This window comes from Nocardia sp. NPDC050406, assembly GCF_044459025.1.
In the GTDB taxonomy this organism is placed as follows: Bacteria; Actinomycetota; Actinomycetes; order Mycobacteriales; family Mycobacteriaceae; genus Nocardia.
The window spans coordinates 438373-461824 of the sequence record NZ_JBITIM010000003.1; the positions used below are offsets into that span (position 1 = coordinate 438373).

The window sequence follows — 23452 nt, forward strand, 5'->3', positions numbered from 1 at the left end:
TCTCGTAGGTCGGTCACTGCGCGCCCTTCCAGGCCGCGCCGAGGGAGGCGAGGGCGTCCTGGCTCAGGCCGGACACGCTCATGGGTGCGTGCGTGGGCGCGGCGGGCTCCGGCTCGGCGGGTGCGGTCTCGCCGCCGGTTCCGCCGCCGCCGAAGGCCGCGGCGATGTCCTCGGAGGTCACGCCGTTGGCGATCGCCTCGTCCACGCCCGCCGCGAGTTCGGTGACGGTCATGGCCTCGAACACCAGCTGCGGGGAGAGCGGCAGCCCGATCTCGTTGGCGCGCACCGCCCATTGGATGGAGATGACGCTGTCGCCGCCGAGCGCGAAGAAGTTGTCCTCACCGGTGACCTCGTCGGGCTCGAGCTCGAGGAGTTCGGCGAGGATGGCGGAGAGCTTGGCCTCGGTGTCGGAATCCGCGGTGGCGGTGGTCGCCGGGGCGCGGTCGGTGGTGGAGTCCTTGCGCGCTGGTTCGTGTGCACCCAACGCCAGCGTTCCCGCGGTGGTCCACCGAGCCTGTTCGCCGGTGCGACGAAGGAACGCACCGGGTTCCAATGGATCGGCGACGAGACCGTCTGTCGCGGCCGCAGTGCCGACGTAGAGCGCGCCGGTGACCCCGGGCGGCGCCGGACGTTGGTGATCGTCGAGCACCAGCACTCGCGCGCCCACGGTGGTGGCGACCGCGCCATCGGCGGTGAGCGGGCCCCGCGCGACGGCCCCGGTGTGGCCCGGCACGCGGTAGGAGAAGGTGGCCACCGCATCGGCCGAGAGCGCGGGCAGCAGGTCGGGAAGCGCTGCGGGCCAGATGATTCCGAGTGCTTCCCAGTACCGCACCGACGGCAGCACGGAGACGCCGGTGTGCACGAAGCGCGCGAGGGCGGCCGGGTCGGCCAGCACTTGGGCGACGTTGTACTTGGTGATCAGATCCACCAGCGCGGTCGGGTCCTCACGCTGCGCGTCGGTGGTGACGATCAGCGTCGCTCCGTCCGCAACGGCGGCCAGCAGCTCGATGGCCAGGTCGATGGTGGCCGGGTCGAGCGCGGCCAGCCGCACCTGGCCGGATTGGCCCCGGGCGGTGTCGCTCGCGGTCAGACGGTCCGATACAGCGGCCGACAGGTCCGCGGAGGACACCGCCAGCCCGGCAGGCAGCAGGGCTTCCACCACTGCACTGTCACCGGAGGCCATCGCGAAATTCCTGCTAATTCCAGACGGATCCGGCGCGGTGGACGCCGCGGCGACTCGGGCAGCGAGCAACTCGAGCAGTTGGTCGACCGCCACTTCCATCGTGGCGTACCGCGAGGTCGCCGCCGCATCACCGGCAATGGCCCCAGTCCCTGCCGCCAGATGCGCGAAAAGCTGTCCGTAGGAGACGGTTTCGTCGCCGTGGCGGATGGCGATGCGGTTGGCCGGGACCGTCCCCGTGTTCGCGCCGAGCGCGGCGAGGGGGGCGGGCTGGGTTGCCGGGCCAGCGGACCAGTGCAGGATGCGCTGGCGTTCCTCGGCGGGCATGACGTCGAGTTCGCTCAGCGGCTGGTCCGGGTTGTCGGCGAAGGCGGTGAGGACCTGGAGCATGCGTTGGCCGAAGAGGTGGCCGGTGGCGGGGTCGTAGAGGTCGGTGTTGACGATGACGCTGGCGTCGAAGCCGCCGTCGGGGCTGGCGAAGAAGTTGATGCTGAGGTCGAGCAGGGAGATGTCGAAGTCCATGGGCAGGACGGTGATCGCGGCCTCGCCCAGGCGGGTGTCGGCGGCGGCCCAGTCTTCCTCGCGGAAGTGCATCATGGTCTGGAACAACGGGTTTCGGGCGCGGGATCGGGGCGGGTTGACCGCGTCGACCACGCGCTCGATGGGGAGGTCCTGGTTCCCGTAGGCCCCGAGGGCGACATCGCGGGCGCGATCGAGGACCGTGCGCAGGGTGGGGTCGCCGGAGAGGTCGTTGCGCAGCACGACCATATTGGCGAGCAGGCCGACCAGGTCGGCGGCGGCCGGATCGACCCGACCCGCGACGGGGGTGCCCAGTGGAATGTCCACGCCCGCACCGAGTTTGTGCATCAGCGTGACGACGGCGGCCTGGTAGAGCATGAACTCCGAGGCCCCGGCGGCGTCGGCCAGCTCACGCAGGCGCTGACGCAGGGCGGCGGGGACGGCGAACGGCGCGACGGCACCGTTCTTGCCGAGCACCGCCGGACGCGGACGGTCCTGCGCCACAGCGGTTTCCGTCGGCACACCGGCGAGGGTCTCGCGCCAGTAGTCGGCCTGTCGGCTGTCCGACTCGACCGTATCCCGCTGCCAGAGCGTGAAATCCGCGAAGTCGATCGGCTGGGCCGACCACTCCGGCGCGGTGCCCGATTCGGTGCGGCTGCGATAGGCGACCGCCAGATCGTCGAGCACCGTCCGGAAGGACCAGTGGTCGGCGACCATGTGATGCACCAGCAGCGACACCGCGTGGGTCCGTTCACCCACCACGAAAATGTGTGGGCGAATGAGCAGTTCGGATTCCACCGCGAAGCAGTACCGGGCGATCTCGGCCAGCTCGCCGCGCAGCCGCTCCGGGCCGTCCAGCACCGTCACCGGAATCTCCACCGGTCCGACCGGCAGCACCGACTGGTACGGCACGCCGCCGTCCTCGGGGAACACAGTGCGCAGCGCCTCGTGGCGGGCGATCACATCGCCCAGCGCCGCCTGGAGCGCGGGAATGTCGAGCGGACCGTCCACCTGGATGGCGAACGGGATGTTCCCGACCGCGCTCGGCCCCTCCATCCGCCGCTGGAACCACATGGCCAGCTGCGAGTACGACAGCGGAACCAGCTGCGGCCGTTCCCGTTTGACCAACGGCAGTACGGGCCGGATATCGGTGAGCGCCGGAGCGCCCTCGATGAGCGCGGCCAATCCGGCCACGGTCGGGGTGTCGAACGGTGCCCGCACATCCAGCTCCACCCCGAATTCGGAGCGAATCAGCACAATGAGACGGGTGGCCAGCAGCGAGTGCCCGCCCAGTTCGAAGAAGGAGTCGTCGGCACCCACGCCCTCGCGGCCGAAGATCTGCTCGAACAGCGCCGCGAGGCGAATCTCCGTGGCGGTGGCCGGTTCCCGGTAGCTCTGGGTGGTGCGCCGCTCCGGATCGGGCAGCGCGCGCTTGTCGAGCTTGCCGTGCACCGTCAGCGGAATCTCGTCGATGATCGCGAACGCCCCGGGCACCATGTACTCGGGCAGGGTGGCGGCGGCGTGCGCGCGGACGGCGTCCAGGTCGACGGTCTCGACTCCGGCGGCGGGTACCACGTAGGCGGCCAGCATGGCGCCGACGGCCGAATCCTCCACCGTGACAACGACACAGTGTCCGACGCTCGGATGCGCGGAGATGGTGGCCTCGACCTCACCGAGCTCGATGCGGAAGCCGCGCACCTTCACCTGCTCGTCGGCACGACCCACGAACTCGATCTCGCCCTTGGCGTTTCGCCGCGCCAGGTCACCGGTGCGGTAGAGCCGCGCGCCGGGCAGGAACGGGTCGGCGACGAAGCGCTCGGCGCTCAGCGCCGCCCGATTCAGGTAGCCGCGCGCGAGTTGCGCGCCGCCCAGGTAGATTTCGCCGACCACGCCGTCGGGCACCAGCTGCAGCGCCTCGTCGAGCAGGTAGACATAGACATTCCGGTTGGGCACACCGATGGGCACGATGCCATTGCCCTGTGGGCCTTCGACATTCATGTGCGTCGCGCACACCACGGCCTCGGTGGGGCCGTAGTGGTTGCGCAGTTCGGCGTCGAAGACACCGGCGAACTTGTCGGCCACCTCACCCGGCAGCGCTTCGCCGCCGACCGGCACGTGGCGCAGCGCCCGCCATTCGTTGACCTCGGGCAGCAGCAGGAAGGTGCTGAGCATGGAGGGCACCATGTGCAGCACGGTGACACCGCAGCGGGTGATCACCTCGGCGACATACGGGATATCGCGGAAGGCGTCGGGTTTCGGCACCACCAGCCGCGCGCCCTGGGTGAGGGTGACGAAGATGTCCAGCAGCGAGGCGTCGAAGCTCACCGAGGAGGACTGGAGCAGCCGGTCCTCGGCGGTCATACCCCATTGCGCCACAAAGCCTTCCAGGTGCTCGGCAATGGCGTCGTGCGGCACCGGAACGCCCTTGGGCTTACCGGTGGAGCCGGAGGTGTAGATGACGTAGGCGAGATTGTGCGGGCGCAGCGGCCGAATCCGGTCCGCGTCGACGGGATCGGTCTCCGGGTGGCCGACCGCGGCCTCCTCGGCGGCATCCAGTTCGACGCGGCCCAGCACCAGCCGCGGCCGGGCATCCTCGACCAGGTAGTCGATGCGGTCGTCGGGGTAGGCCGGGTCGATGGGCAGGTACGCGCCACCGGCCTTGAGCACGCCGAGCACGGCGACCAGGAATTCCACCGAATTGGACAGCCGCAGGCCGACGATGTCCTCGCTGCCGACGCCCTGGGCGATCAGCCAGTGCGCCAAGCGGTTCGAGCGACGGTTCAGATCCGCGTAGGTCAGCTCCACGTCCACATCGGGCGCGACCACGGCGAGCGCGTCGGGTGTGGCGGCGACCTGGTTCTCGAACAGCGCCACCAGGGTGGTCGGCGCGCCGTCCACCCATTCGCCGCGCGAGAGTTCGCGAAGGCGGGTGCGATCCGCCTCGCCCAGCATGTCGATATCGGCGATGCGGCGCTCCGGTTCGGCGAGCGCGGCGTCGAGCAGTCGCACGTAGTGGCCGAGCAGCTGCTCGACCAACCCGCGCTCCAACTCGTCGACGCGGTACTCGGCCTCCAGGTACGCGCCCTCGGGCTCGAGGACGACGGTCAGTCCCAGCGAGACCTGCGCCACCGGGCTGCCGAGCTCGAGTTGCGTGGAGCGCACGCCGTCGAGGGCGAACCCGTCGGCGCTCTTGCGGACGCTGAAGCCGATGCGCACCAACTGTTCCAGGCCGTCGCGGCCACCGAGGCGCTCGGGATTCGCCTCCCGCACCACGCGGTCGATACCGACCGTCTGATGGGCGAAGGCCCCCAGGCAGATCTCGCGCACGCCGTCCACGAATCCGCCGAAGGTCGCGCCGGGAGCGAAGGTCGCGCGCAGCAGCAGGGTGTTGCCGAAGTAGCCGATGAGCGATTCCGCGGCCGCGCCCCGCCGCACGGTCACCGGGACCGACACCAGGAAATCCGTCGCGGCCGTGTAGCGGTGCACCACCGCGTCGAAGGCGGCGAGCAGCACCATGAAGGGGCTGGCGGAGCGCTGGCGGGCGAAGGTCTCGACCCGCTCGACCAGCTCGCCCGGCAGGGCGTGCGTGACGCGCTCGGCCTGCTTGGTACCCGCACCGGCCGACTTGCCGGGCAGTTCCAGGGATTCCGGGAGCGGGCGCAGGGTGCGACGCCAGTAGTCGATCTCGGCCTCGGACTCGGCGGCGGTGTCCCCCAGCACCTCGACGTCCACGAATTGGCCGGGCAGCGCGGGCAGGTCGGCCGAATCGTTGTACGCGGCATTGAGATCGGCGAAGAACACCGACCAGGAGTCGTCGTCCCAGCTGATGTGGTGAATGGTGAGGATCAGGGTGAACTCGTCGACGGCGGTGCGCGCCAGCGAGATACGCAGCGGCGATTCGGTCGACAGGTCGAACGCGCGGCCGAAGTCGCGGCGCGCCAACACCTCCAGGCGGCGGTCCCGGCTCGCCTCCGGCAGGTCGGTGAGATCGTGGACCTGCCAGCCGAATTCGAGGTCGGAGCGCACCACCTGGTACGGCTCGCCGTCGTCACCGAGCCCGTAGGTGGTGCGCAGAATGTCGTGCCGGGCGACGACCGCCGTCACGGCGCGATGCAGGCGCTGCGCGTCCACCGGCCCCGAGAGTCGGTACGCCACACAGATATTGAGGGTGGCGTCCTCCGGATCGCGGGTCTGCAGGAACCACATGCGGCGCTGCCCGGCCGACAGCGGCTGCGGTTCGCCCGGCTGCGCCCGGCGCACCGGGGCGGGTGTGGTCGCCGCCGCGGCGACGCCCTTCTCGGCCATCCGCCGACGCAGCAGTTCCCGGCGCAGCTCCAGTACGGACTTGCCCTCGTTCGACATGGTCGTATCGCTCCCTGTAATCCTCATCTACGCCGGACTACCGGCCATCAATCGCACGACGTCGTCCAGCGAGGCACCGCCCAGAATCGCCGCCACGGGCAGATCCCGGTTCAGCTCGGCCTGGACGCGCTTGCGGAAGTCCAACGCCTGCAACGAATCCAGGCCCAGCGCCACCAGCGGCACGGAGCTGTCGAAGCCGTCGCCGCCATCGGTGCCCATGACCTTGCCCAGCTGGCGGCGCACCTGGTCGGAGAGCGTCGCTCCGCCGACCGGTCCGGCCGCACCCGCGCCATTGGACGCGTCAGCGTCATCGGCTCCGGTGGCGGCTCCAACGCCGTCCTCGGCGGGAACGGTCGCCGCGACGCCGTTGCCCGACGACGCGGTGACCCGCGCCGCCTCGGCGGCCTCGGCGGCGGCCACCTCCGCGACCAGCGCTTCCAGCGTCGGCCCGTAGCCGACGGCCGCCATCATGGCCTGCAGGTCGGCCCAATCCGCCGCGCAGACAAGCCGATTCGCCGCGCCCCGGTGATCCGCGTGCTCGGTGAACCCCACCCGCAGCGCGTCGGCGGGCCGCATCGGCCGCGCACCGGCGGCCTGGACCGGCTCGACGCCGACCGCGTGCAGCGGGCCTTCCAGATCCCACAGCCCCCACTGCATGGCGACGGCGTCGGTGCCCTCGGCGCGCAGTCGCCGCGCCAACACATCGAGCATGCGGTTGACGGTCGCGTACAGCACCTGGCCGCGACCGCCGAAAGCGGCGGCGGCGGAGGAGCACAGCACCAGGCGGCAGTCCTCGGTGCGCGGCCACTCGCGCAGCATGTTCTCGGTGCCGATCACCTTGGAGCTGGCCATTTCCGCGACCTTCTCGGCGGTGACATCGGCGAGTTCGGCGCGCACGTAGTTCACGGCGGCATGCACGATCAGGCTCGCCGGAACCTGCTGTGCGACAGCCGCTTCGCGGACCGAGGCGGCATCGCTGACGTCGCAGGCCACGACCGCGACCTCGGCGGTGCGACGGGCGCGGACGGCCCGCAGCCGCCGCGTCACCGCGTCGGTCTCACCGGAGCGGCTCAACAGCGTGATGCGGCGTGCGCCGCGTTCGGCGTAGTACGAGCAGAATTCGACGCCCAGTGTCCCGGTGCCGCCGATGATGACCACGTGGTCGAGATCCTCGGCCGTAGCGGGTTCCGGTGTGGCGGTGTCGAGTTCGAGTCGCTTGGCGTACACGCCGCCCCCGCGCAGCGCGAGTTCGGGCTCGGCCTTGGCATGCAGCGCCCGCACTAGCGCGGCGGCCTGGCTGGCATCGCCGGATTCGAGGTCGATGTGCCGGAAGGCGATACCGAGGTGTTCCATGCCGAGGCAGCGGTATCCGGCGGTGACGGCACCGTGGAAGAGCTGCGGCGCGGGATCGTCCTCGGTCACCGTTTCGCCGCCCACGGTCACCAGCCAGCAGTCCTGGACACCGTCGAGCTCCGGCAGCCACGCGGCATCGCCGAAGAAGGCGGTCACCTCGTCGAGGGCCGCCGGACCGTCCTGCGCGGGCAGTTCCGGCAGCAGCACCACGACGCTGTTGTAGTCACCGGCGGTGTGGTCGCCGAACAGTCGCGCGGAGCCGCCGTGGTTGTGCGCGGCGGTGAGGATCTGGGCGGCCAGCGCACCGCAGCGACCGGTGTGGTCGACCACCAGCAGATCGCGCGGCGGCACCAGGCTGCGCTTGTCCAGCCGCACCCAGTTCTCGGCGATCCGGCGCGCGGGCAGGTGATCGGTCCGCGGAATCTCCACGGCGGCGGGCGATTCGAAGGCCGCCCACAACCGCTGCGGGTTCATGACGGTGTTCGGGAAGTCCCGCAGCGGCTTTCGCACGGTGTCGCCAGCGCGCAGGGCCTGCCAGTCGTAGTTGAGGTCGCTCACCGCGACGGCCGCGAGGTTGCGGGTGAACTCGGTCAGCCCCTCGGCCGTGCGGCGCGAGGTGCCGATGACGTGGAAATCACGCGGCGGCAGGGCCGGATCGGACGGCACCAGGGTGAGGTTCTCCTGCACGGCCAGTTGCAGGGTCGGGTGTTCGGAGACCTCGATGAAGGTGTCGATACCGTCGGTCGCCGCGGCCACGATGGCGCGGTCGAAGCGCACCCGATTGCGCAGGTTCCAATACCAGTACTGCTCGTGCTCCAGATCGGGGGTGATCGGCGCGCCGAGAGTCGCTCCGTAGCAGGGGATCTCGGAGGCCATGAAGGTCGGCGCGCTCATCTCGTCACCGAGGAACGCCTCGAACTCGCCACGCAGTTCGGCGACGATGGAGGTGTGCGCCGGGTACGCGACCTGGATCTCGCGCGCGAACTGCCCACGGGCGGTGGCGGTTTCGACCAGCTCCACAATCGTGGACCGGTCGCCGGAGATGGCGAGGATGTGCGGGGAGTTCACCACCGACAGCTCGGCCCAGCCGGAATTGCGGGCCAGCAGCGCCTCCACGTCCTCGCGGTCCATGCCGAGCACGGCCATGGAGTAGCCGCGCGGCGAGATGCGTTCGACCAGCAGTGACCGCTGCGTGACCGCCAACACCGCGTCGCGGCGGGTCATGACGGCCGACACCGCACCGGCGGCCAGCTCGCCCTGGCTGTGTCCGATGGTCGCGGTGGGCCGCACACCGGCGGCCTGCCACATGGCGGCCAGGCCGACCATGTGGAACATCAAGGCGGGCTGCACTTCCCAGACGGTGTCCTCGTACCGCCCCTCGTTGCCGAGCAAGTAGTGCAGCGGCTTGGCGTGGCCGTACTTCTGCTCGTGGAGCTCCGCGCAGGCCTCCACCTCGGCCCGATATTCCGGGGAGAGTTCGTAATACAGCTTGCCCATACCCGGGCGCTGACTGCCCTGGCCGGGGAAGACGAACCCGACACGGCGGGAGGTGGCCGCACCGGCACCGGCGACGACCGCCGGATGCTCGCGGCCCTCGGCGACGGCGGCCAGCGCGGCGAGCAGCTCCTCACGCGCGCTGATCAGCCCCAGAGCTCGCCAGCGACGCGGCATTCGGGTGCGAAACAGCATGTCCGCCACCTGATCCGGCTGCACGGACGGCCGGTCCTCGAGATAGCGCAGCAGCTGGGCCGCCTCGGCGCGCAGCCCGGCGGCGGTATCGGAGGACAGCAGTACCGGGATGGTGCCGTCGGGAAGTCGATAATCAGGCATGGGTGTCCTCCAGGACGGGCATGGCGAGAATCGCGTGCGCGTTGGTGCCCGCGACGCCGAAGGACGAGACCGCGCCGTAGCGGTAGCCGTCCACCGGTTCCCACGGCGTCAGCTCGGTGGCCAGGCGCAGACTGGTGGCGTCCCAGTCCACGGCGGTGGTGGGATTGTCGGCGAACAGGGTGGGCGCGATCTGGCCGTTGGCCCCGCACAGCAGCACCTTGATCAGGCCGAGCATGCCCGAAGCCGCTTGGGCGTGACCGATATTGGACTTCACCGAACCCAGCAGCGGCGTGGTCTCGCGCTCGGGCGAGCCGTAGGCGCGGGCCAGGGCCTTCAGTTCCAGGGGATCGCCGACCGGGGTGCCGGTGCCGTGGCCCTCGATGAGACCCACCTGATCGGGCGAGATACCGGCGGCCGCAATGGTTTTCTCGATGAGCCGCTGCTGCGCGTCGGCACTGGGCACCGCGAGCGGCGCGCCCTTGCCATTGTGGTTGACGCGGGTGGCCAGCACCCGGCCGTAGATGTGGTGGCCGAGAGCCAGTGCGCGCGATTCGCGTTCCAGCACCAGCACTCCCGCGCCCTCGCCCCACAGCGTGCCGGTGGCGTCCTCGGCGTAGGAGCGGCAGCGACCGTCGGCGGCCAGGGCATTGTTCTTGGAGAACTCGAAGAAGGCGGCGGGCGAACCCATGACGCACACCGCGCCCGCCAGCGCCCAGTCGCATTCGTCGTTGCGAATGGCATTGGCGGCCATGTGCAGTGCGGTCAGCGAGGACGCGCACGCGGTGTCCACGGTCACCGACGGACCGATCAGGCCGAAGCCGTGCGAGATGCGCCCGGCCACCGCGCCCAGGGCGGTTCCGGTCACCCGGTACCCGCTGTGCTCGGTGACGGCCGCGGCGGGCGGGCCGTACTCGGTGACGGAAGCGCCCATGTAGCAACCGACTTCGTCGCCGTCGAGCGCGCCCGGATTGATTCCGGCGTTCTCCAGCGCCCGCCAGGCCACCCGCATACCGACCCGCTGCTGCGGATCCATCGACATGGCCTCGCGCGGGGTCACCCCGAAGAACATCGGATCGAATTCGGTTGCCCCGTCGAGGAATCCACCGGAATCGCAGACCTTCGCCCAGCCGTCCACATGATGCAGCGCCAACAGCTGGTCGATCGGCCACTCGCGATCACGCGGGAAAGGCCCGGTCAGTTCCTGGGATCGCGACAGCGCGCGCCAGTAGTCCGCCGGGGTCTCGATACCGCCCGGGGCCTCGACCGCCAGCCCCACGACGACGATCGGATCGTGCTCGGTGCTCATCGCGCACCCTGCATCTCGGGCGCGAGCACCTCGGCGAGACCGGCGGCATTGTCGCTGAGGTAGAAGTGCCCGCCGTCGAAGACGGTCACCTCCAGCTCCTGTTCGCTGTGATTGCCCCAGCCGTACAGGTCACGCGGTGTCACGAAGGGATCCTCGGTACCGCCCAGGGCGTGAATCCGCGCGCGCACCTTCACATCCGGTGCACAGGTGTAGGCGTCGAAGGCCTTGTAGTCAGCCTTCACCACCGGCAGCGCCATGCGCATGATCTCGCGGCTGGCCAGCACATCCGCGCCGGTGCCCTCCAGCGAGCCGAGGTGGTCGAGAATCTTCTCGTCCTCGCTCGGATGCGGCGGCAGCTCGGCGGCCTTGCCCGGCGAGACGGCGGCGGAGGCGGCCAGCAGGCGCACCTCGTGCCCGGCGGCCTCGGCGGCGCGGACCAGTTCGAAGGCGACCATCGCGCCCATGCTGTGCCCGAACACCGTCAGCGGCAGGCCCCGATTGTGCTGGGAGGCCAGGTAATCCGCGAGCGCACCGGCGGCGATCTCGGGCACCGTCTCCAGCGCCGCCTCCTTGGCGCGGTCCTGGCGGCCCGGGTACTGGAAGACCACGACATCGAAATGCTGGCCGAAAACCTTGGCGAGGGACCGATAGAAGGAAGCCCCGGTGCCCGCGTGCGGGCAGATCAACAACGGGGGCAGATCGGCTGCCGTGGGCTTGTGGAACTGCCGGACCCATCCGAGATTTGCTGGCATTTCAATACTCCTGTGTTTCCGCCGAATACACGCGCGCCGCGGCGGGGGCGTTGAAGCGCTGAGGATCTATTCGGGCGAATCGGTGAGGTAGCCACCGCGCCGGAAGAATTCGGCACCGTCGTGCTCCACACCGTCGCTGGTGCGGACACGCTCGATGACCAGGCCGTGGTTACCGCCCCGGAACGACTCCGGACCGCAGACGACGGCCGCGCCGACACCCTCCTGCACCACCACGCGACCGGGCGTTCCGCCGTAGCGGGTCTCCGAGATGGAGGCGGAGACGATCTCGACACGCTCGCCGCGGTAGTGGCTGAACGCCTGCGGGTACGGCGCGGACAGCGCCCGCACGAAGCGCTCCAGATCCACCGCGGGCCAGTTCCAGTCGATACGGCTGTCGCGGTCGGTGCGCTTGTGGAAGTAGGTGGTCTCCGCGCGGTTCTGCGGCGTCCACACGGCGGTGCCGTTGTCGATGGCGGTCAGCGCCTCGTTCAGGGCCGCGGGAATGAGTTCCATTCCGGCGAGCACCAATTCGGTGCCGGTGACGTCGGGCCCGATGGGCAGCGTCTTCTGCACGATGATGTCGCCGGTGTCGAGGCCCTCGTCCATGCGGTGCACGGTCAGACCCGTCTCGGACGCGCCGCTGATGAGGGCCCACAGCACCGGGGAGAAGCCGGTGAACTTGGGCAGCAGCGAATCGTGCAGGTTGATGGTGCCGTGCGGCGGGAGGTTGTAGAGCTCGGCGGGCATCCAGGTGTACCAGCTGTTCACCACGATGATGTCGGGTTCGGCGCGCTTGACCAGATCGATGGTCTCGGCATCGGCGCGCTCGGTGACATGGACCGGAATGCCGTGCTCGCGGGCCAGCTCCTCGACCGAATCCGACCACATTGCCTTGTAGGTGGATTCGCTGGCCGGATGGGTGACCGCCAGGACCACCTCATGCTCCGAATCGATCAGAGCCTGTAGGGTCTTGCGACCCCAGGTCTGGAAGCCGAACGACACGATACGCATGAACCGAACCTCATCTCCGCGAACACTAAGCCAAGGCTAACTAAGCGGAGCCTAACCTATCAAGCCGTCGGGTTCGATACCGCACCGGCCGCCCGGTTCGCCGCCCGCAGCCGTTCCGGCGAGGAGCGCAGCACCCGGTCCGAAAGTTCGCCCAAGCAGCTGAGATTCGGGAAGCCCGGGCCCTGGGCCATGGCGGCCAGATTCGGCAGGTAGAGCTTGGCCGACAAACCGTTGACCGCCAGGTCGTAGCCGATGGCCGACTCCACCCGGGCGGGGGTGAGCGGACCGCCCACGGCCAGTTCGAGCAGATCCGAGGCGTCGGCGTCGAACATCTCCAGGAACCACAGGGAGTGACCGCCGGTCGCGTCGACCACGAGGTCGAAGGTGTGCACCTGATCGGGGCGGGTGCCATTGCGCAGGGTGAGCGCCACCCGGCCGTCCTGATCGGCGACGCGCACCACGCGTCCCTGCAGGTGGTGAACCCGGTTGTCGCCCAACAGGCTTTCCTGCACCCGCACCGAGAACACGCCGCGGTCGGTGCGGCGGATGACATCGCGGCGCTCGTCCGCGCCGAGGGTGCTCCACTTGGTCGGATCGCTGTAGAGCGAGTTCTCGAAGTAACTTTCGCCACGGGTGTAGAGCGTGGCGTTCGGTGAGATCACCGACACGGTGAGCACGTCGTGACGGACCAGTTCGTCCATGGCCGAGCCCGCGGTCTCGCCGCCGCCGATGACCGCGGTGCGCGAGGAGACCGGCAGATCGCGCTTGCCCGCGAGATCCCAGAAGTCCGAAATGCTCAGCATGCGCGGATGATCCGCCATGGTGCGGCCGCTATTGCCCGGGCCGGTGATCATGAGCGCGTCGGCGTCGAGCTGGCTGACCGCGCCGTCGGCGTCCTCGACCGAGACCAGCCAGCCGTCGGCCGCCGGGGAGATGCGCCGGACGGTGCCCATGACGAGGTCGACCTCGGTCTTGTGCGCGACCCACTGGAGGTACTTGGCCCACAGCACATGTTGCGGGCTGGGACGGCCGCGATCGATCCACTCGGCGTAGGTGCCGTTCTCGACCAGGAAGGAGGTCCAGCTGAAGGCGGTCATGGCCTCGTCGATGGCGCGATTGTGACCGCGCGCCCAGGTGGAGTGGTACGGGAAGCCCACATCCTTCTCGGGGCTGGTGCCGAGGCGGTGGCGGCCGTCGGTCCACCCGCCGGTGGGCAGCCAATTGCCGCCCACCGCATGGGCTTCCACCACCACCACGCGCGGGGCGGGAAGTCCGAGTTCACGCAGCACATGCGCCTTGGCGGCCACGGCCATGGCCTTCGGCCCGGCACCTATCACGAGAAGTGTTTCCACTCGATACTCCTGCTCTTCCTGTGATTCCAGCCACCACTTGGCAATTGATCCATACGGTCAGCTGCGGCAATGCCGGGCTACGGAGTCGAAAACCCCGCCGCATGACATGGCACCTTACATGTTTGCATAGGCTTACCTTATATTGCTTCCAGGCACCGCGTCATCGGTCACAGTTCGAGGACCGGTCGAGCGCCCCCGAAAAGGATTGGAAGTACATATGTTCAACACCAAGCGTCGTGTCGCCGCCGCGCTGATCGCGGTCACCGCCGGACTGGGCGGTGCGCTCGTCACCGCCGTTCCCGCCACCGCCGCACCGGCTTTCGCGCCGGTCCGCACCGCCAACCCGGGTGTCGGTGACCTCCAGGCCAAGCTGCAGCTGGTGCTGAACACCGGCGCTTCCCGTGCCGACCGCGCCAATGAGCTGGAGGCGGGCGAGGCCGGTCTGCCGCTGGTCGACCAGGTCGGTGGCGTCATGGCCGCCGCGCCGTCGAGCTTCAAGTGGTCGGTGCAGGGACCGGTGAATGTCCAGGGCGACTACATGACCGCCGGACTGCAGACCTCCGTCGACGGCTTCGACCCGTGGCACTTCGACCTCTCGTGGCGTCTCATCGACGGCACCTGGAAGCTGACCCGCGAGGCCGAGTGCACCATCGCGGGCATCGCCATGCTGCCCTGCAACCTCTGAAACCTCTGAAACCTCTGAACGATTCGGCTCGCATGAGCTGAGTTCGGTTGGGTGACGAACGGCCCCGGTCTCCACGGAGACCGGGGCCGTACTCGTGACCGTCAGGCCGGGGCCGCCTCCAGCCGCCAGCCCGAGGCGCGGGAGCGCTCGTTCCAGAAGGCGGCGTAGCGGCCGTTCAGGGCGAGAAGTTCGGCGTGCGTACCGCGTTCGGCGATACGGCCGCCCTCCATGAACAGGATCTGATCGGCGTGCGCGATGGTGGCCAGGCGGTGCGCCACCACGATGACCGTCTTGTCGCGGGTCAATTGGTGCACGCCGCGCACCACGACCGCCTCGTTGTGCGGGTCGAGAGCACTGGTGGCCTCGTCCAGCAGCACGATCGGGGCGTCCTTGAGCAGTGCCCGGGCGATCGAGACCCGTTGGCGCTCACCGCCGGAGAGCGACGCGCCGCCCTCGCCGACCGTGGTGTCCCAGCGATCGGGCAGGCGTTCGGCGATCTCGTCCACGCGGGCGACGGCGGCGGCCGCGCGCACCTCGTCATCGGAGGCATCCGGTCGGCCCGCCCGAATGTTCTCCAGGACAGAGCGATTGAACAGGTAGACGTCCTGGAAGACCAGGGACAGCTGGCCCAGCAGGGTTTCCGTCGGCTGTTCGCGAACATCGTTGCCGGAGACCAGGACCCGACCGGAATCGGTGTCGTGGAAGCGGGCGGCCAGCCGCAGCAGCGTGGATTTGCCCGCGCCGCTGGGGCCGACGATGGCGGTGGTGGTGCCCGCCTCGACGGTGAAGGACACCTCCGACAGCACCGGCGCACCCTCGCCGTAGCCGAAGCTCACATTCTCGAACACCACGCTCGGCGCACCCGGGGTGACCGGCGTATCCGATTGCGGCAGTGTGGGTTCGGCCAGCAGCGCTGTCACCCGGTCGGCGGCGGCACCGGCCGAGCGCAGCGCCGTGCCCAGCTGCGCGGCCTGGTTCAGCGGTTCGATGAAGCGCGAGCTCACCGCGATGAGCGCGATGGCGGCCGCGGCGGTGATGGTGCCGCCGGTGGCCTCGCCGACCACCAGGTACACCAGGACCAGGAAGACGGCCTGCACGCACAGCGAGAAGACCATCAGGCCGGGCACACTCGCCAGCAGCATGCCGGTGGCGGCCTTGCGCTGCTGCGCCAGCGCCGCGTCCAGGGCCTTGTTGCCCGCGCCGACCGCGCCGAAGGAGCGCAGCACCGGTTGCGCCTGCGCGAATTCCAGCACCCGGGCATTGGCCTCGGCCGCCGATTCGTGCAGCCGTTCGTCGGCGGCGACGTAGGAGCGATTGGCCCACAGGTTCACCAGGTACAGCGCGGGTGCGGCGACCAACATGGCGATCGAGATGCGCCAATCCACGAACAGCATGCCGACCGCGACGCCGAGCGGCACCACCACACCGGTGAGCATCTTGGCCAGCAGGTAGGCGATGAGGCCCTGCACCTCGCGGACGTTCTCGACCACCACGCGCGACAGCGTTCCGGCGTTCTGACCACCGAACCAGCCCAGCGGCAACGCGTTCAGGTGATCGCCCAGCTTGGTCTGCAAACCGTGCTGCATGCCCACGCCGATGCGCAGGCCCAGCACCGCCTGGAGGTAGCTGAACACCACGACCCCGGCCACGGCGACCGCCAGCCACAGCGACCAGAACCAGGCGCGGTCGGTATCGCCGTCGAACAGCGCCTCCAGCACCGGGACCAACAGGACGTAGGCGGCGGCCTGAGACAGCGCCTGCGCCAGAATGGCGGCGACGAGTTTCGGTGTGAGCGCGGTGTATTCGCTCGGCACCAGTCCGAATACCTTGCGGATCATCGTGTTCCCTCCCCGGCGTTCTCCAGCGCCATCATCGAATTCAGCGCGGCCTCGTTGATCTCCCACAACCGCTGGTAGAGACCGTTGGCGGCGCACAGGCTGGCATGATCGCCCTGTTCGACGAGGGTGCCGTTCTCCAGCACCAGGATTCGGTCCACATCGGTGATGGTGTGCAGGCGGTGCGCGATGACCAGCACGGTCCGGCCCGCCACCAGCACGGCGAGCGCGTCCTGGACCGCCGCTTCGGATTCCGGATCGGCGAAGGCGGTGGCCTCGTCGAGCACCAGTACCGGCGTATCGGCCAGCAGCGTGCGCGCGATCGAAAGCCGCTGCGCCTCACCGCCGGAGAGCGTGGCGTCCACGCCGATCTCGGAGTCGTAGCCGCGCGGCAGCGCGATGATCCGCTCGTGGATCTGCGCCGCCCGCGCCGCCCGCTCCAACGCGGCGTCATCGGCGTCCGGGCGGGCCAGCAGCAGGTTGTCGCGAATGCTGCCGCGAATCAGGCGCACATCCTGGAAGACGAACCCGACCGTGCGATACAGCTCCTCGGTGGAGAAGTCGCGGATGTCCTTGCCGCCGATGGTGATACGGCCCGAATCCACGTCGTAGAAGCGCGGCAGCATCTTGGCGAGGGTGGACTTGCCCGAGCCGCTCGGGCCGACCAGCGCGGTAATGGTGCCGGGGGCGAGTTCCAGATCGACGCCGCGCAGCACCGGGTGGTCGGCGCGGTAGCCGAAGGTCACGCCCTCGAAGCGGACCAGACCGGCGGGATCGGCTCCGGCCTCCGCTGCGGCGGCCCCTGTCGTCGCGGCGGTGTTCCCGTCGGAATCCCCTCCCCCGGTGGCCAATTCCGGTGTCGCCATCAACTCGTGCAGACGCAGCGCCGCGTCCCCGGCGGTCCGCAGCGCCTGCGCGCCGTAGCCGAGACCGAGCAGCGAGCTGCCCAGACCCAGGCCCACCAGCAGGAACGGCAGCACATCGATGGCCTCGATCCAGCCCGCGCCCACACCGGCGATCCCGGCCACGACCACCAGCAGCATGACGAAGACCGGCGCGACCACCGTGTCGGAGAACGACTGCACGGTGATGACCGGCATCTTCATACGGCGCAGGCTCTCGGTCTGATGCTCCACGGCGTCCTGGAACACGCTGTGCGCCTTGCCCGCTCGCCCGAAGGCCCGCACCACCTGGATACCGTCCACGAATTCCACGGTCGCCTCGCGGGTGCGCTGCTCGGCGGCGTTGTAGGTCATGATGCGCTCGCGGCCGGGCTCGTCCAGCATCTTCTTCATGCACAGCGCGTAGACGAACAGCGGCACCAGCAGCACCAGCATGAGCCGCCAGTCCACGGTCGCCAGGTAGATGAGCGTCACCAGCGGAATGGTCACCGAGCCGACGAAATCCAGGCGGGCGTGCGCCACCAGATAGTGCAGCGCCTCCACATCGTCCTGGAGGTACTTCTTGACGTCGCTGGAGGTGCGCTCGCCGAACCAGCCCAGCGGCACCCGAGTCAGCTTGTCCGCCAACAGCCTGCGCAGCGAGAGCTGGTATCCGGCGTCCACCAGATGCGACCAGGTCAGCGCGACGGCCTGCAAGACGGCCCGCACCACCAGGACGGCGACGGCGATGAGCAGCAGCCGCCATACCCGATCGGTGTCGGTGGCGTCGGCCAGCAGCTCCCGGCACGCCTCCACGATCAGCAGGAACGGCGCCACCGCGCAGACCGATGCGAGGGCGACGATCAGGCTCGCCAGGTTCAGCGTGCCCGCGACCGGGGCCAGAATCTCCTTGCGCGCCTTGGCCTCCCGCTGTTTGCGCGCCTTGGCCTCCGCACGGTCCGGTTTGCTCGGGGCCCCCGCGTCGGCATCCGCCACCGGGGGCGGCGCGACCTCCACCGTCATCTGTTCCGCCTCTCCACCTCGATCAGAACCATCTGGGATAGGTTAGGCTAACTTTTCACCTCGAGCCATGCCCGGGGCGATCAGCGGGAATCGGAAATATCGGAATCCTCGCGTGGGGGTGCGCGTTGTCGGGGGCATGACTGCTACCGCCCGCCCGTCCGTCGTAGACACCTCCACGAAATTCGGCGCTCATGTGGCCGAGCGCCTCGGCCGCGACACCGTCGCCTGGCTCAGCACCGTCGGCCCCTCCGGCACCCCGCAGCCCAATCCGGTCTGGTTCCTCTGGGACGGCACCGATTTCCTCGTCTTCAGCCAGCCCGAACAGCCCAAACTCCGCAATATCGCGCGCAATCCGCGCATCTCGCTGCACCTCAACAGCACCGAGCACGGCGGCGATGTCGTCGTCCTCACCGGCGACGCCAAGGTCGATCCCGCCGGACCCACCCCCGAGGAGATCGAGGCCTACTCCGCCAAGTACACCCGGGGCTTCGTGGACATCAAGATGACCGCCGAGGAGTTCTACGCCTCCTACTCCGTCCTCATCCGCATCACCCCCGATCGCCTGCGCGGGTTCTGAACAAGCGATCAGGGGGACATCGTGGCGGCGTCGGGCGGGAGCCCGCCGCCACCGGTTCCCCCTCGTGATGGCCCTGCGGGCGCGCGGATAGGGTCGTCAGGTGAGACGCAGGCAGGTACCGCCGCTGGGTAAGCGGCATGGGCTGGACCCGGCCCGGTTGCGACTACCGGAAGACGGGCAGTGGGCCACCATCCGCGACCATCTGGTCGAGCGGCTGCCGCGCGTACCCGCCGCACGGATCGACGAGCTGCTACGCGAGGGCGGGATCGTGAATCTCGACGGTCCGATCGCGCCGGACGCGCCGTATGTGCCGGGCGGTGCGATCTGGTTTCACCGCGATCTGCCCGTGGAGACCGAGGTGCCGTTCGAGATCGACATCGTGCACCGCGACGAATCCATTCTCGTCATCGACAAACCGCACTTCCTGGCCACCATCCCGCGCGGCCAGCACATCGTGCAGACCGCGCTGGTGCGGCTGCGGCGCGAACTCGAGCTACCGGAGCTGATTCCCGCGCATCGTCTCGACCGGGTCACCGCCGGACTCATCCTCTTCGTTGTCGACCCCGCTAGACGCGGCGCGTACCAGACCATGTTCCACAAACGGCTCGTCCGCAAGGAGTACGAGGCCATCGCCCGCTACGATCCGGACCTCGAACTACCGCGCGTGGTGCGCAGCCGGATCGTCAAGGAACGCCAGGTACTCAAGGCTTTCGAGGTGGAGGGCGAGCCCAATGCCGAGACGCTGGTCGAGCTGATCGAGCATCGCGGGGGAATCGGCCGCTACCGCCTGCGTCCCCATACCGGGCGCACCCATCAGCTCCGATTGCATATGAACGGCCTGGGTATCCCCATCCTCGGTGATGACTTTTATCCCGACTTCACCGATAAGCCGGTGGACGACTTCACCCGTCCGCTGCAATTGCTCGCCTCGGCGCTGGAATTCACCGATCCGGTGACGCGGGAGCCACGACGCTTCGAGACGAAACGGACGCTCCAGGCATGGCACGATCCACAGGGCTGGGCGGGGATCTGACGCGGAATTCGCCACATCGGGGGCTGTTCTCAGAATCGCTCCGTACACTGGCCCGGATGTCTCAGAACGATAACGGCGCGGTTGTCACCGCTGCGGCTCCGACGGTTTCGCCGACCCACCGGCTGCACGCGTATATCGATATCGCCGTCGTCGTCGTGGTTCTGACCGGCACGAATCTCATCGCCCACTTCACCACCGCCTGGGCCAGCATCGTCACGGTGCCCATCGCGGCCGTCGCGCTGCTCGCGCTGGTGCGGCGGCGCGGGCTGGGCTGGGCGGAGCTCGGGCTCTCGCCGCGGCATTGGCGCAAAGGCTCGCTCTGGGCGCTCGGCGCGGTCGCGGTGGTGCTGGCCGCGGTCGCCATCGGCGCGGCACTGCCCATGACGCGGCCGTTCTTCCTCGCCGACCGCTACGCCACCATCTCCGGCGCGCTCATCGCGTCCATGATCGTCATTCCGCTACAGACCGCGATTCCCGAGGAGCTCGCCTTCCGCGGCGTGCTGCACGGCACGCTCGATCGGGTGTGGGGCGCACGCGGCGTATTCTTCGCGGGCTCACTGCTTTTCGGGCTCTGGCACATCGCCTCGTCACTCGGGTTGACCAGCGGCAACAAGGGGCTGTCGAGCTTTCTCGGCGGTGGCACGCTCGGGCAGATCGCCGGGATCGCGCTGGCCGTGGTGGCCACCGCGGGCGCGGGCGTGGTCTTCACCTGGCTGCGCCGCCGCAGTGGGAGCCTGCTCGCGCCGATCGCCTTCCACTGGGCCGTGAACGGCGCGGGCGCGCTGGCCGCCGCCGTCGTATGGCAGGTGACCCTGCGCTGAGGCCCGGCACCCGCTTGCCGTCCGACTCCGCCCTGAACACCGTGTTCACCTGCTGAATCACCACCTCCAGCGCATCTGAACTGAAGTTGTTTCAGTATTTTCCGGAAAGCGCCGCGCATCGAACTGGACGATCGCTAAGGTTCGCTCGTCCGCCACTGACGCGGGTGAGCAGCCAAGGAGTTCTCCATGACCATGTCCGTGAACAAGCGCATCGCCCGGCGGGCCGGTATCGGCATCACCGCCCTGGCCGCGATGGCCTGTTCGGCGGCGTTGACGGCGCCGTACGCGACCGCCGTCCCGACCGGTCTCTCGGTCAATGCCCGCAATATCTACAAGGCGTGCACCTACGAGATCACCGCCACCGTCGACCACTGGTTCGAGGTCTGGTTCCACGACAGCGGTCGAGTGATTCCGGGCAGCCCGATCAAACCGACCAATGGCAAGGCCACCATCCAGTGGACGCCGAGCTTCGCGGGCACCCACACCCTCGCCGTTCTCCAGGGCTCGGCGTGGGAGCTGAAAGTCGATGTCCTGCAACCGACCCTGACCGGCAGCGCCACCTGTGGCGCGAGCCCGCTGGGCTTCCTGGGCTCGTAACACCGACCCGGTTCGGCGGAGCCCGACTCACCGAACCGCCTCGGGCTGGCTGACTGTAATCCTCTGTTCCCTCGTCAGCCAGCCCGAACCCCTCGAATACGTCAGGCCCGCTTCCCGATTCGGGAAGCGGGCCCGCTGTTCACCGCGGACCGATCACCTCGCCGCGGGGTCGTACTCGCCGCGAGACGGCTGCGGCTCCTGCCACTCGTCCTGCTTGCTCGGCTCGTCGCCGTGCCCGGGCCACCAAGCCAGATGCCCGATGAGGGCGGTCAGGGCCGGGGTGAAGAACATGGCCATGACGAAGGCCGCGATGGCGATGCCGACCGAGATGGCGAAGCCCATCTGGGCCAGCACATTGTTGCCCGCCAACATCATCGAGGCGAAGGTGCCCGCGAGAATGAGACCGGCGGCGGCAATGGTCGGGCCGGTGTGGCGGACGGCGGAGGCGGCGGCCTGCTTGGGATCGAGCCCCTCGCGAGCCTCTTCCCGCAATCGCGCCACCATGAGGATGTTGTAGTCGGTACCGAGAGCGACCACGAACAGGTACATGATGAGCGGCAGCGTGAAGATCAGACCGGTCTCGCCCTGTAGCTGCTGGAACACCAGCACCGCCGCGCCGAGGGTGGCGGCGAAGCCCAGGAACACCGACGCCATCAGGTACCAGGGCGCGACCACGCTGCGCAGCAGCAACGCCAGCACGATCATGATGAGCACACCCGCGACCGGGAAGACGACCATGTAGTCGCGGTTCATCGCGGCTTGGAAGTCCACGAAGATCGCGGTCATACCGCCCACGACCGAGCTGGTTCCGGCGGGCGCGCCCTCGTGCGCGGCATCGCGCAGCGGACCCTTCACCGTCTCGAGCGCGGCATCGGATTCCGGCGTATTCGACAGCGTCACCTGGTATTCGGCGACCGAACCGTCCTTCGACTTCGTCGCCGGTGACACCTGGCCGACGCCGTCGACCTTGGTCAGGGCCGCCTGGAAATCGGCCAACTCGGTGTCGGTGAGCGCCGCGCCGCTGTCGCTGCGCAGGTAGACCTGCGAGGGCTGCGTGGTCCCCGCGGGCATGCCCTTGCGCAGGTCATTGCCGTAGACCACCGATTCCGAGGCGTTCGAGGTGGACCCCGAGGTCAGGTCGAAGGTCGGATTGAAGCCCGTCGCGAAGATGCCCAGCACCACCAGCACCAGACCGGAGACCACCGCGAAGGCGGCCGGACGCCTGCCCATGGCCGCGCCGATGGCGGTGAAGCGCGCGCCCTTGGGCTCGACCTGCCAGGCCTTCGACGGCCAGAACACCTTGGTGCCCAGGAGCGAGACGATGGCCGGGATGAGGGTCAGACCCGCCAGCAGCATGACCGCCACGGCGATGGCCAGCGCCACGCCCATGGACCGGAACATGCCGAGGGTGGAGAGCACCAGCGCCGCGAAGGCGATGATGACCGCCGCCGCCGCGGAGGTGATGGCCTCGCCGACCCGCGCCACGGAGTTGACCATGGCGGTCTTGGCGTCGTCACCGGCGCGCAGGCGCTCCCGGTAGCGGAACATGAGGAACAGGATGTAGTCGGTGCCGACACCGAACAGCACCACGGTGAGCATGGCCTGGGTGGAGCTGTCGATCTGGAGATCGAATGCCTTGGCCACCATGGAGATCACGCCGCCGGTCAGCGGCGAGAGCATGCCGATGACCACGATGGGCAACAGCGCGATCACCGGACTGCGGAAGATGATGAGCAGCAGCACCAGAATCAACACGATGGTGGCGACACCGATGATGGCCAGGCCCTTGGTACTGGATTCCTGCTGATCCAGTTGCGACGCAGCGGAACCGGTGATGCCCGCCTTCAGCTCGGTGCCGTTCACCTGCTCCTTCAACGCGTCGCGCAGGCTCTTGACCGCATCGGTCTGCCGGGTGTCGTCGGGTGCGGTGACTTTGGTCATCTGCACCGCGATGACCTGCACGAGTCGGTTCTCCGACGGCGGGACGGCCTGAATCCCGATGACATCGGCGATCTTTCGGTCCGCCAGTGCGGTGGCGATGGCACCGGCCTTGGCCGAATCGGCCTCGGTGAGCGGTGCGTCGTCGGCGCGCTCCACCACGATCAGCGCGGCGGGGGTCTGACTGTCGGGAAAGGCCTTCTGCTGCAGGTCCATCGCTTCGATGGATTCGTAGTGGGAGGGTAGGAATTCGGACTGGTCGGTGGTGGCGGTGAGCTTCGGCGCGGTGGCCACCACGCCGACAATGGCGATCAGCCAGATACCGATCACCACCCACGGGCGGTGGACGACGAAGCGCCCGAGACTAGCGAACATGCGGGGTGTGTCCTTTCGAGAA

Annotated in this window: 14 protein-coding genes; 5 read left to right on the top strand and 9 right to left on the bottom strand. The window is 69.0% G+C overall.

Annotation, left to right across the window (positions count from 1 at the left end):
- Positions 1-13: 13 nt before the first annotated feature.
- The 6 genes from ACIBH2_RS25470 to ACIBH2_RS25495 all read right to left on the bottom strand — a co-directional run bounded on the left by ACIBH2_RS25470 (position 14) and on the right by ACIBH2_RS25495 (position 13665).
- Positions 14-6061, bottom strand: coding sequence for an amino acid adenylation domain-containing protein (locus tag ACIBH2_RS25470; protein ID WP_397121769.1), 6048 nt, complete (start codon positions 6059-6061; stop codon positions 14-16).
- 27 nt (positions 6062-6088) lie between these two features.
- Positions 6089-9244, bottom strand: coding sequence for a nocobactin polyketide synthase NbtC (nbtC, locus tag ACIBH2_RS25475; protein WP_397121771.1), 3156 nt, complete (start codon positions 9242-9244; stop codon positions 6089-6091).
- A complete protein-coding gene (locus ACIBH2_RS25480; protein WP_397121773.1) occupies positions 9237-10550 on the bottom strand; it encodes a polyketide synthase in 1314 nt (437 codons plus the stop codon). The genes nbtC and ACIBH2_RS25480 overlap by 8 nt, the downstream gene beginning before the upstream one ends.
- Positions 10547-11302: a thioesterase II family protein gene (locus ACIBH2_RS25485; RefSeq protein WP_397121775.1), complete on the bottom strand. Its 756-nt coding sequence runs from the start codon at positions 11300-11302 to the stop codon at positions 10547-10549. The genes ACIBH2_RS25480 and ACIBH2_RS25485 overlap by 4 nt, the downstream gene beginning before the upstream one ends.
- Before the next feature lie 66 nt (positions 11303-11368).
- On the bottom strand, positions 11369-12313 hold the full coding sequence (locus ACIBH2_RS25490; RefSeq protein ID WP_397121776.1) for a methionyl-tRNA formyltransferase: 945 nt from the start codon (positions 12311-12313) through the stop codon (positions 11369-11371).
- A gap of 59 nt (positions 12314-12372) precedes the next feature.
- Positions 12373-13665 (bottom strand): SidA/IucD/PvdA family monooxygenase, encoded by a 1293-nt coding sequence (locus ACIBH2_RS25495; protein ID WP_397121777.1) that lies wholly within the window; start codon positions 13663-13665, stop codon positions 12373-12375.
- A 217-nt stretch (positions 13666-13882) separates the two neighbouring features.
- On the opposite strand from ACIBH2_RS25495, the gene ACIBH2_RS25500 reads away from it, so the two are divergent.
- The gene (locus tag ACIBH2_RS25500) at positions 13883-14350 is read left to right on the top strand and encodes a hypothetical protein (protein WP_397121779.1); all 468 of its coding nucleotides are present in this window, start codon (positions 13883-13885) and stop codon (positions 14348-14350) included.
- A gap of 101 nt (positions 14351-14451) precedes the next feature.
- On the opposite strand, the gene ACIBH2_RS25505 is transcribed toward ACIBH2_RS25500, so the two are convergent.
- Both ACIBH2_RS25505 and ACIBH2_RS25510 read right to left on the bottom strand, forming a co-directional pair.
- Positions 14452-16188 (bottom strand): ABC transporter ATP-binding protein, encoded by a 1737-nt coding sequence (locus ACIBH2_RS25505; protein WP_397121781.1) that lies wholly within the window; start codon positions 16186-16188, stop codon positions 14452-14454.
- Positions 16185-18089 (bottom strand): ABC transporter ATP-binding protein, encoded by a 1905-nt coding sequence (locus tag ACIBH2_RS25510; RefSeq protein ID WP_397121783.1) that lies wholly within the window; start codon positions 18087-18089, stop codon positions 16185-16187. Before ACIBH2_RS25510 ends, ACIBH2_RS25505 begins: the two co-directional genes overlap by 4 nt.
- A 136-nt stretch (positions 18090-18225) precedes the next feature.
- On the opposite strand from ACIBH2_RS25510, the gene ACIBH2_RS25515 reads away from it, so the two are divergent.
- From ACIBH2_RS25515 to ACIBH2_RS25530, 4 genes are all read left to right on the top strand, one after another.
- Positions 18226-18666, top strand: coding sequence for a TIGR03667 family PPOX class F420-dependent oxidoreductase (locus ACIBH2_RS25515; RefSeq protein WP_397121785.1), 441 nt, complete (start codon positions 18226-18228; stop codon positions 18664-18666).
- Between the two features lie 100 nt (positions 18667-18766).
- On the top strand, positions 18767-19699 hold the full coding sequence (locus ACIBH2_RS25520) for an RluA family pseudouridine synthase (RefSeq protein ID WP_397121787.1): 933 nt from the start codon (positions 18767-18769) through the stop codon (positions 19697-19699).
- Positions 19700-19755: 56 nt separating this feature from the next.
- Positions 19756-20520 (top strand): lysostaphin resistance A-like protein, encoded by a 765-nt coding sequence (locus tag ACIBH2_RS25525; RefSeq protein ID WP_397121789.1) that lies wholly within the window; start codon positions 19756-19758, stop codon positions 20518-20520.
- 186 nt (positions 20521-20706) lie between these two features.
- The gene (locus ACIBH2_RS25530; protein ID WP_397121791.1) at positions 20707-21117 is read left to right on the top strand and encodes a hypothetical protein; all 411 of its coding nucleotides are present in this window, start codon (positions 20707-20709) and stop codon (positions 21115-21117) included.
- A 153-nt stretch (positions 21118-21270) separates the two neighbouring features.
- Here ACIBH2_RS25530 and ACIBH2_RS25535 read toward each other — a convergent pair whose 3' ends face one another.
- Positions 21271-23430: an MMPL family transporter gene (locus ACIBH2_RS25535; RefSeq protein ID WP_397121793.1), complete on the bottom strand. Its 2160-nt coding sequence runs from the start codon at positions 23428-23430 to the stop codon at positions 21271-21273.
- Positions 23431-23452 lie beyond the last annotated feature (22 nt).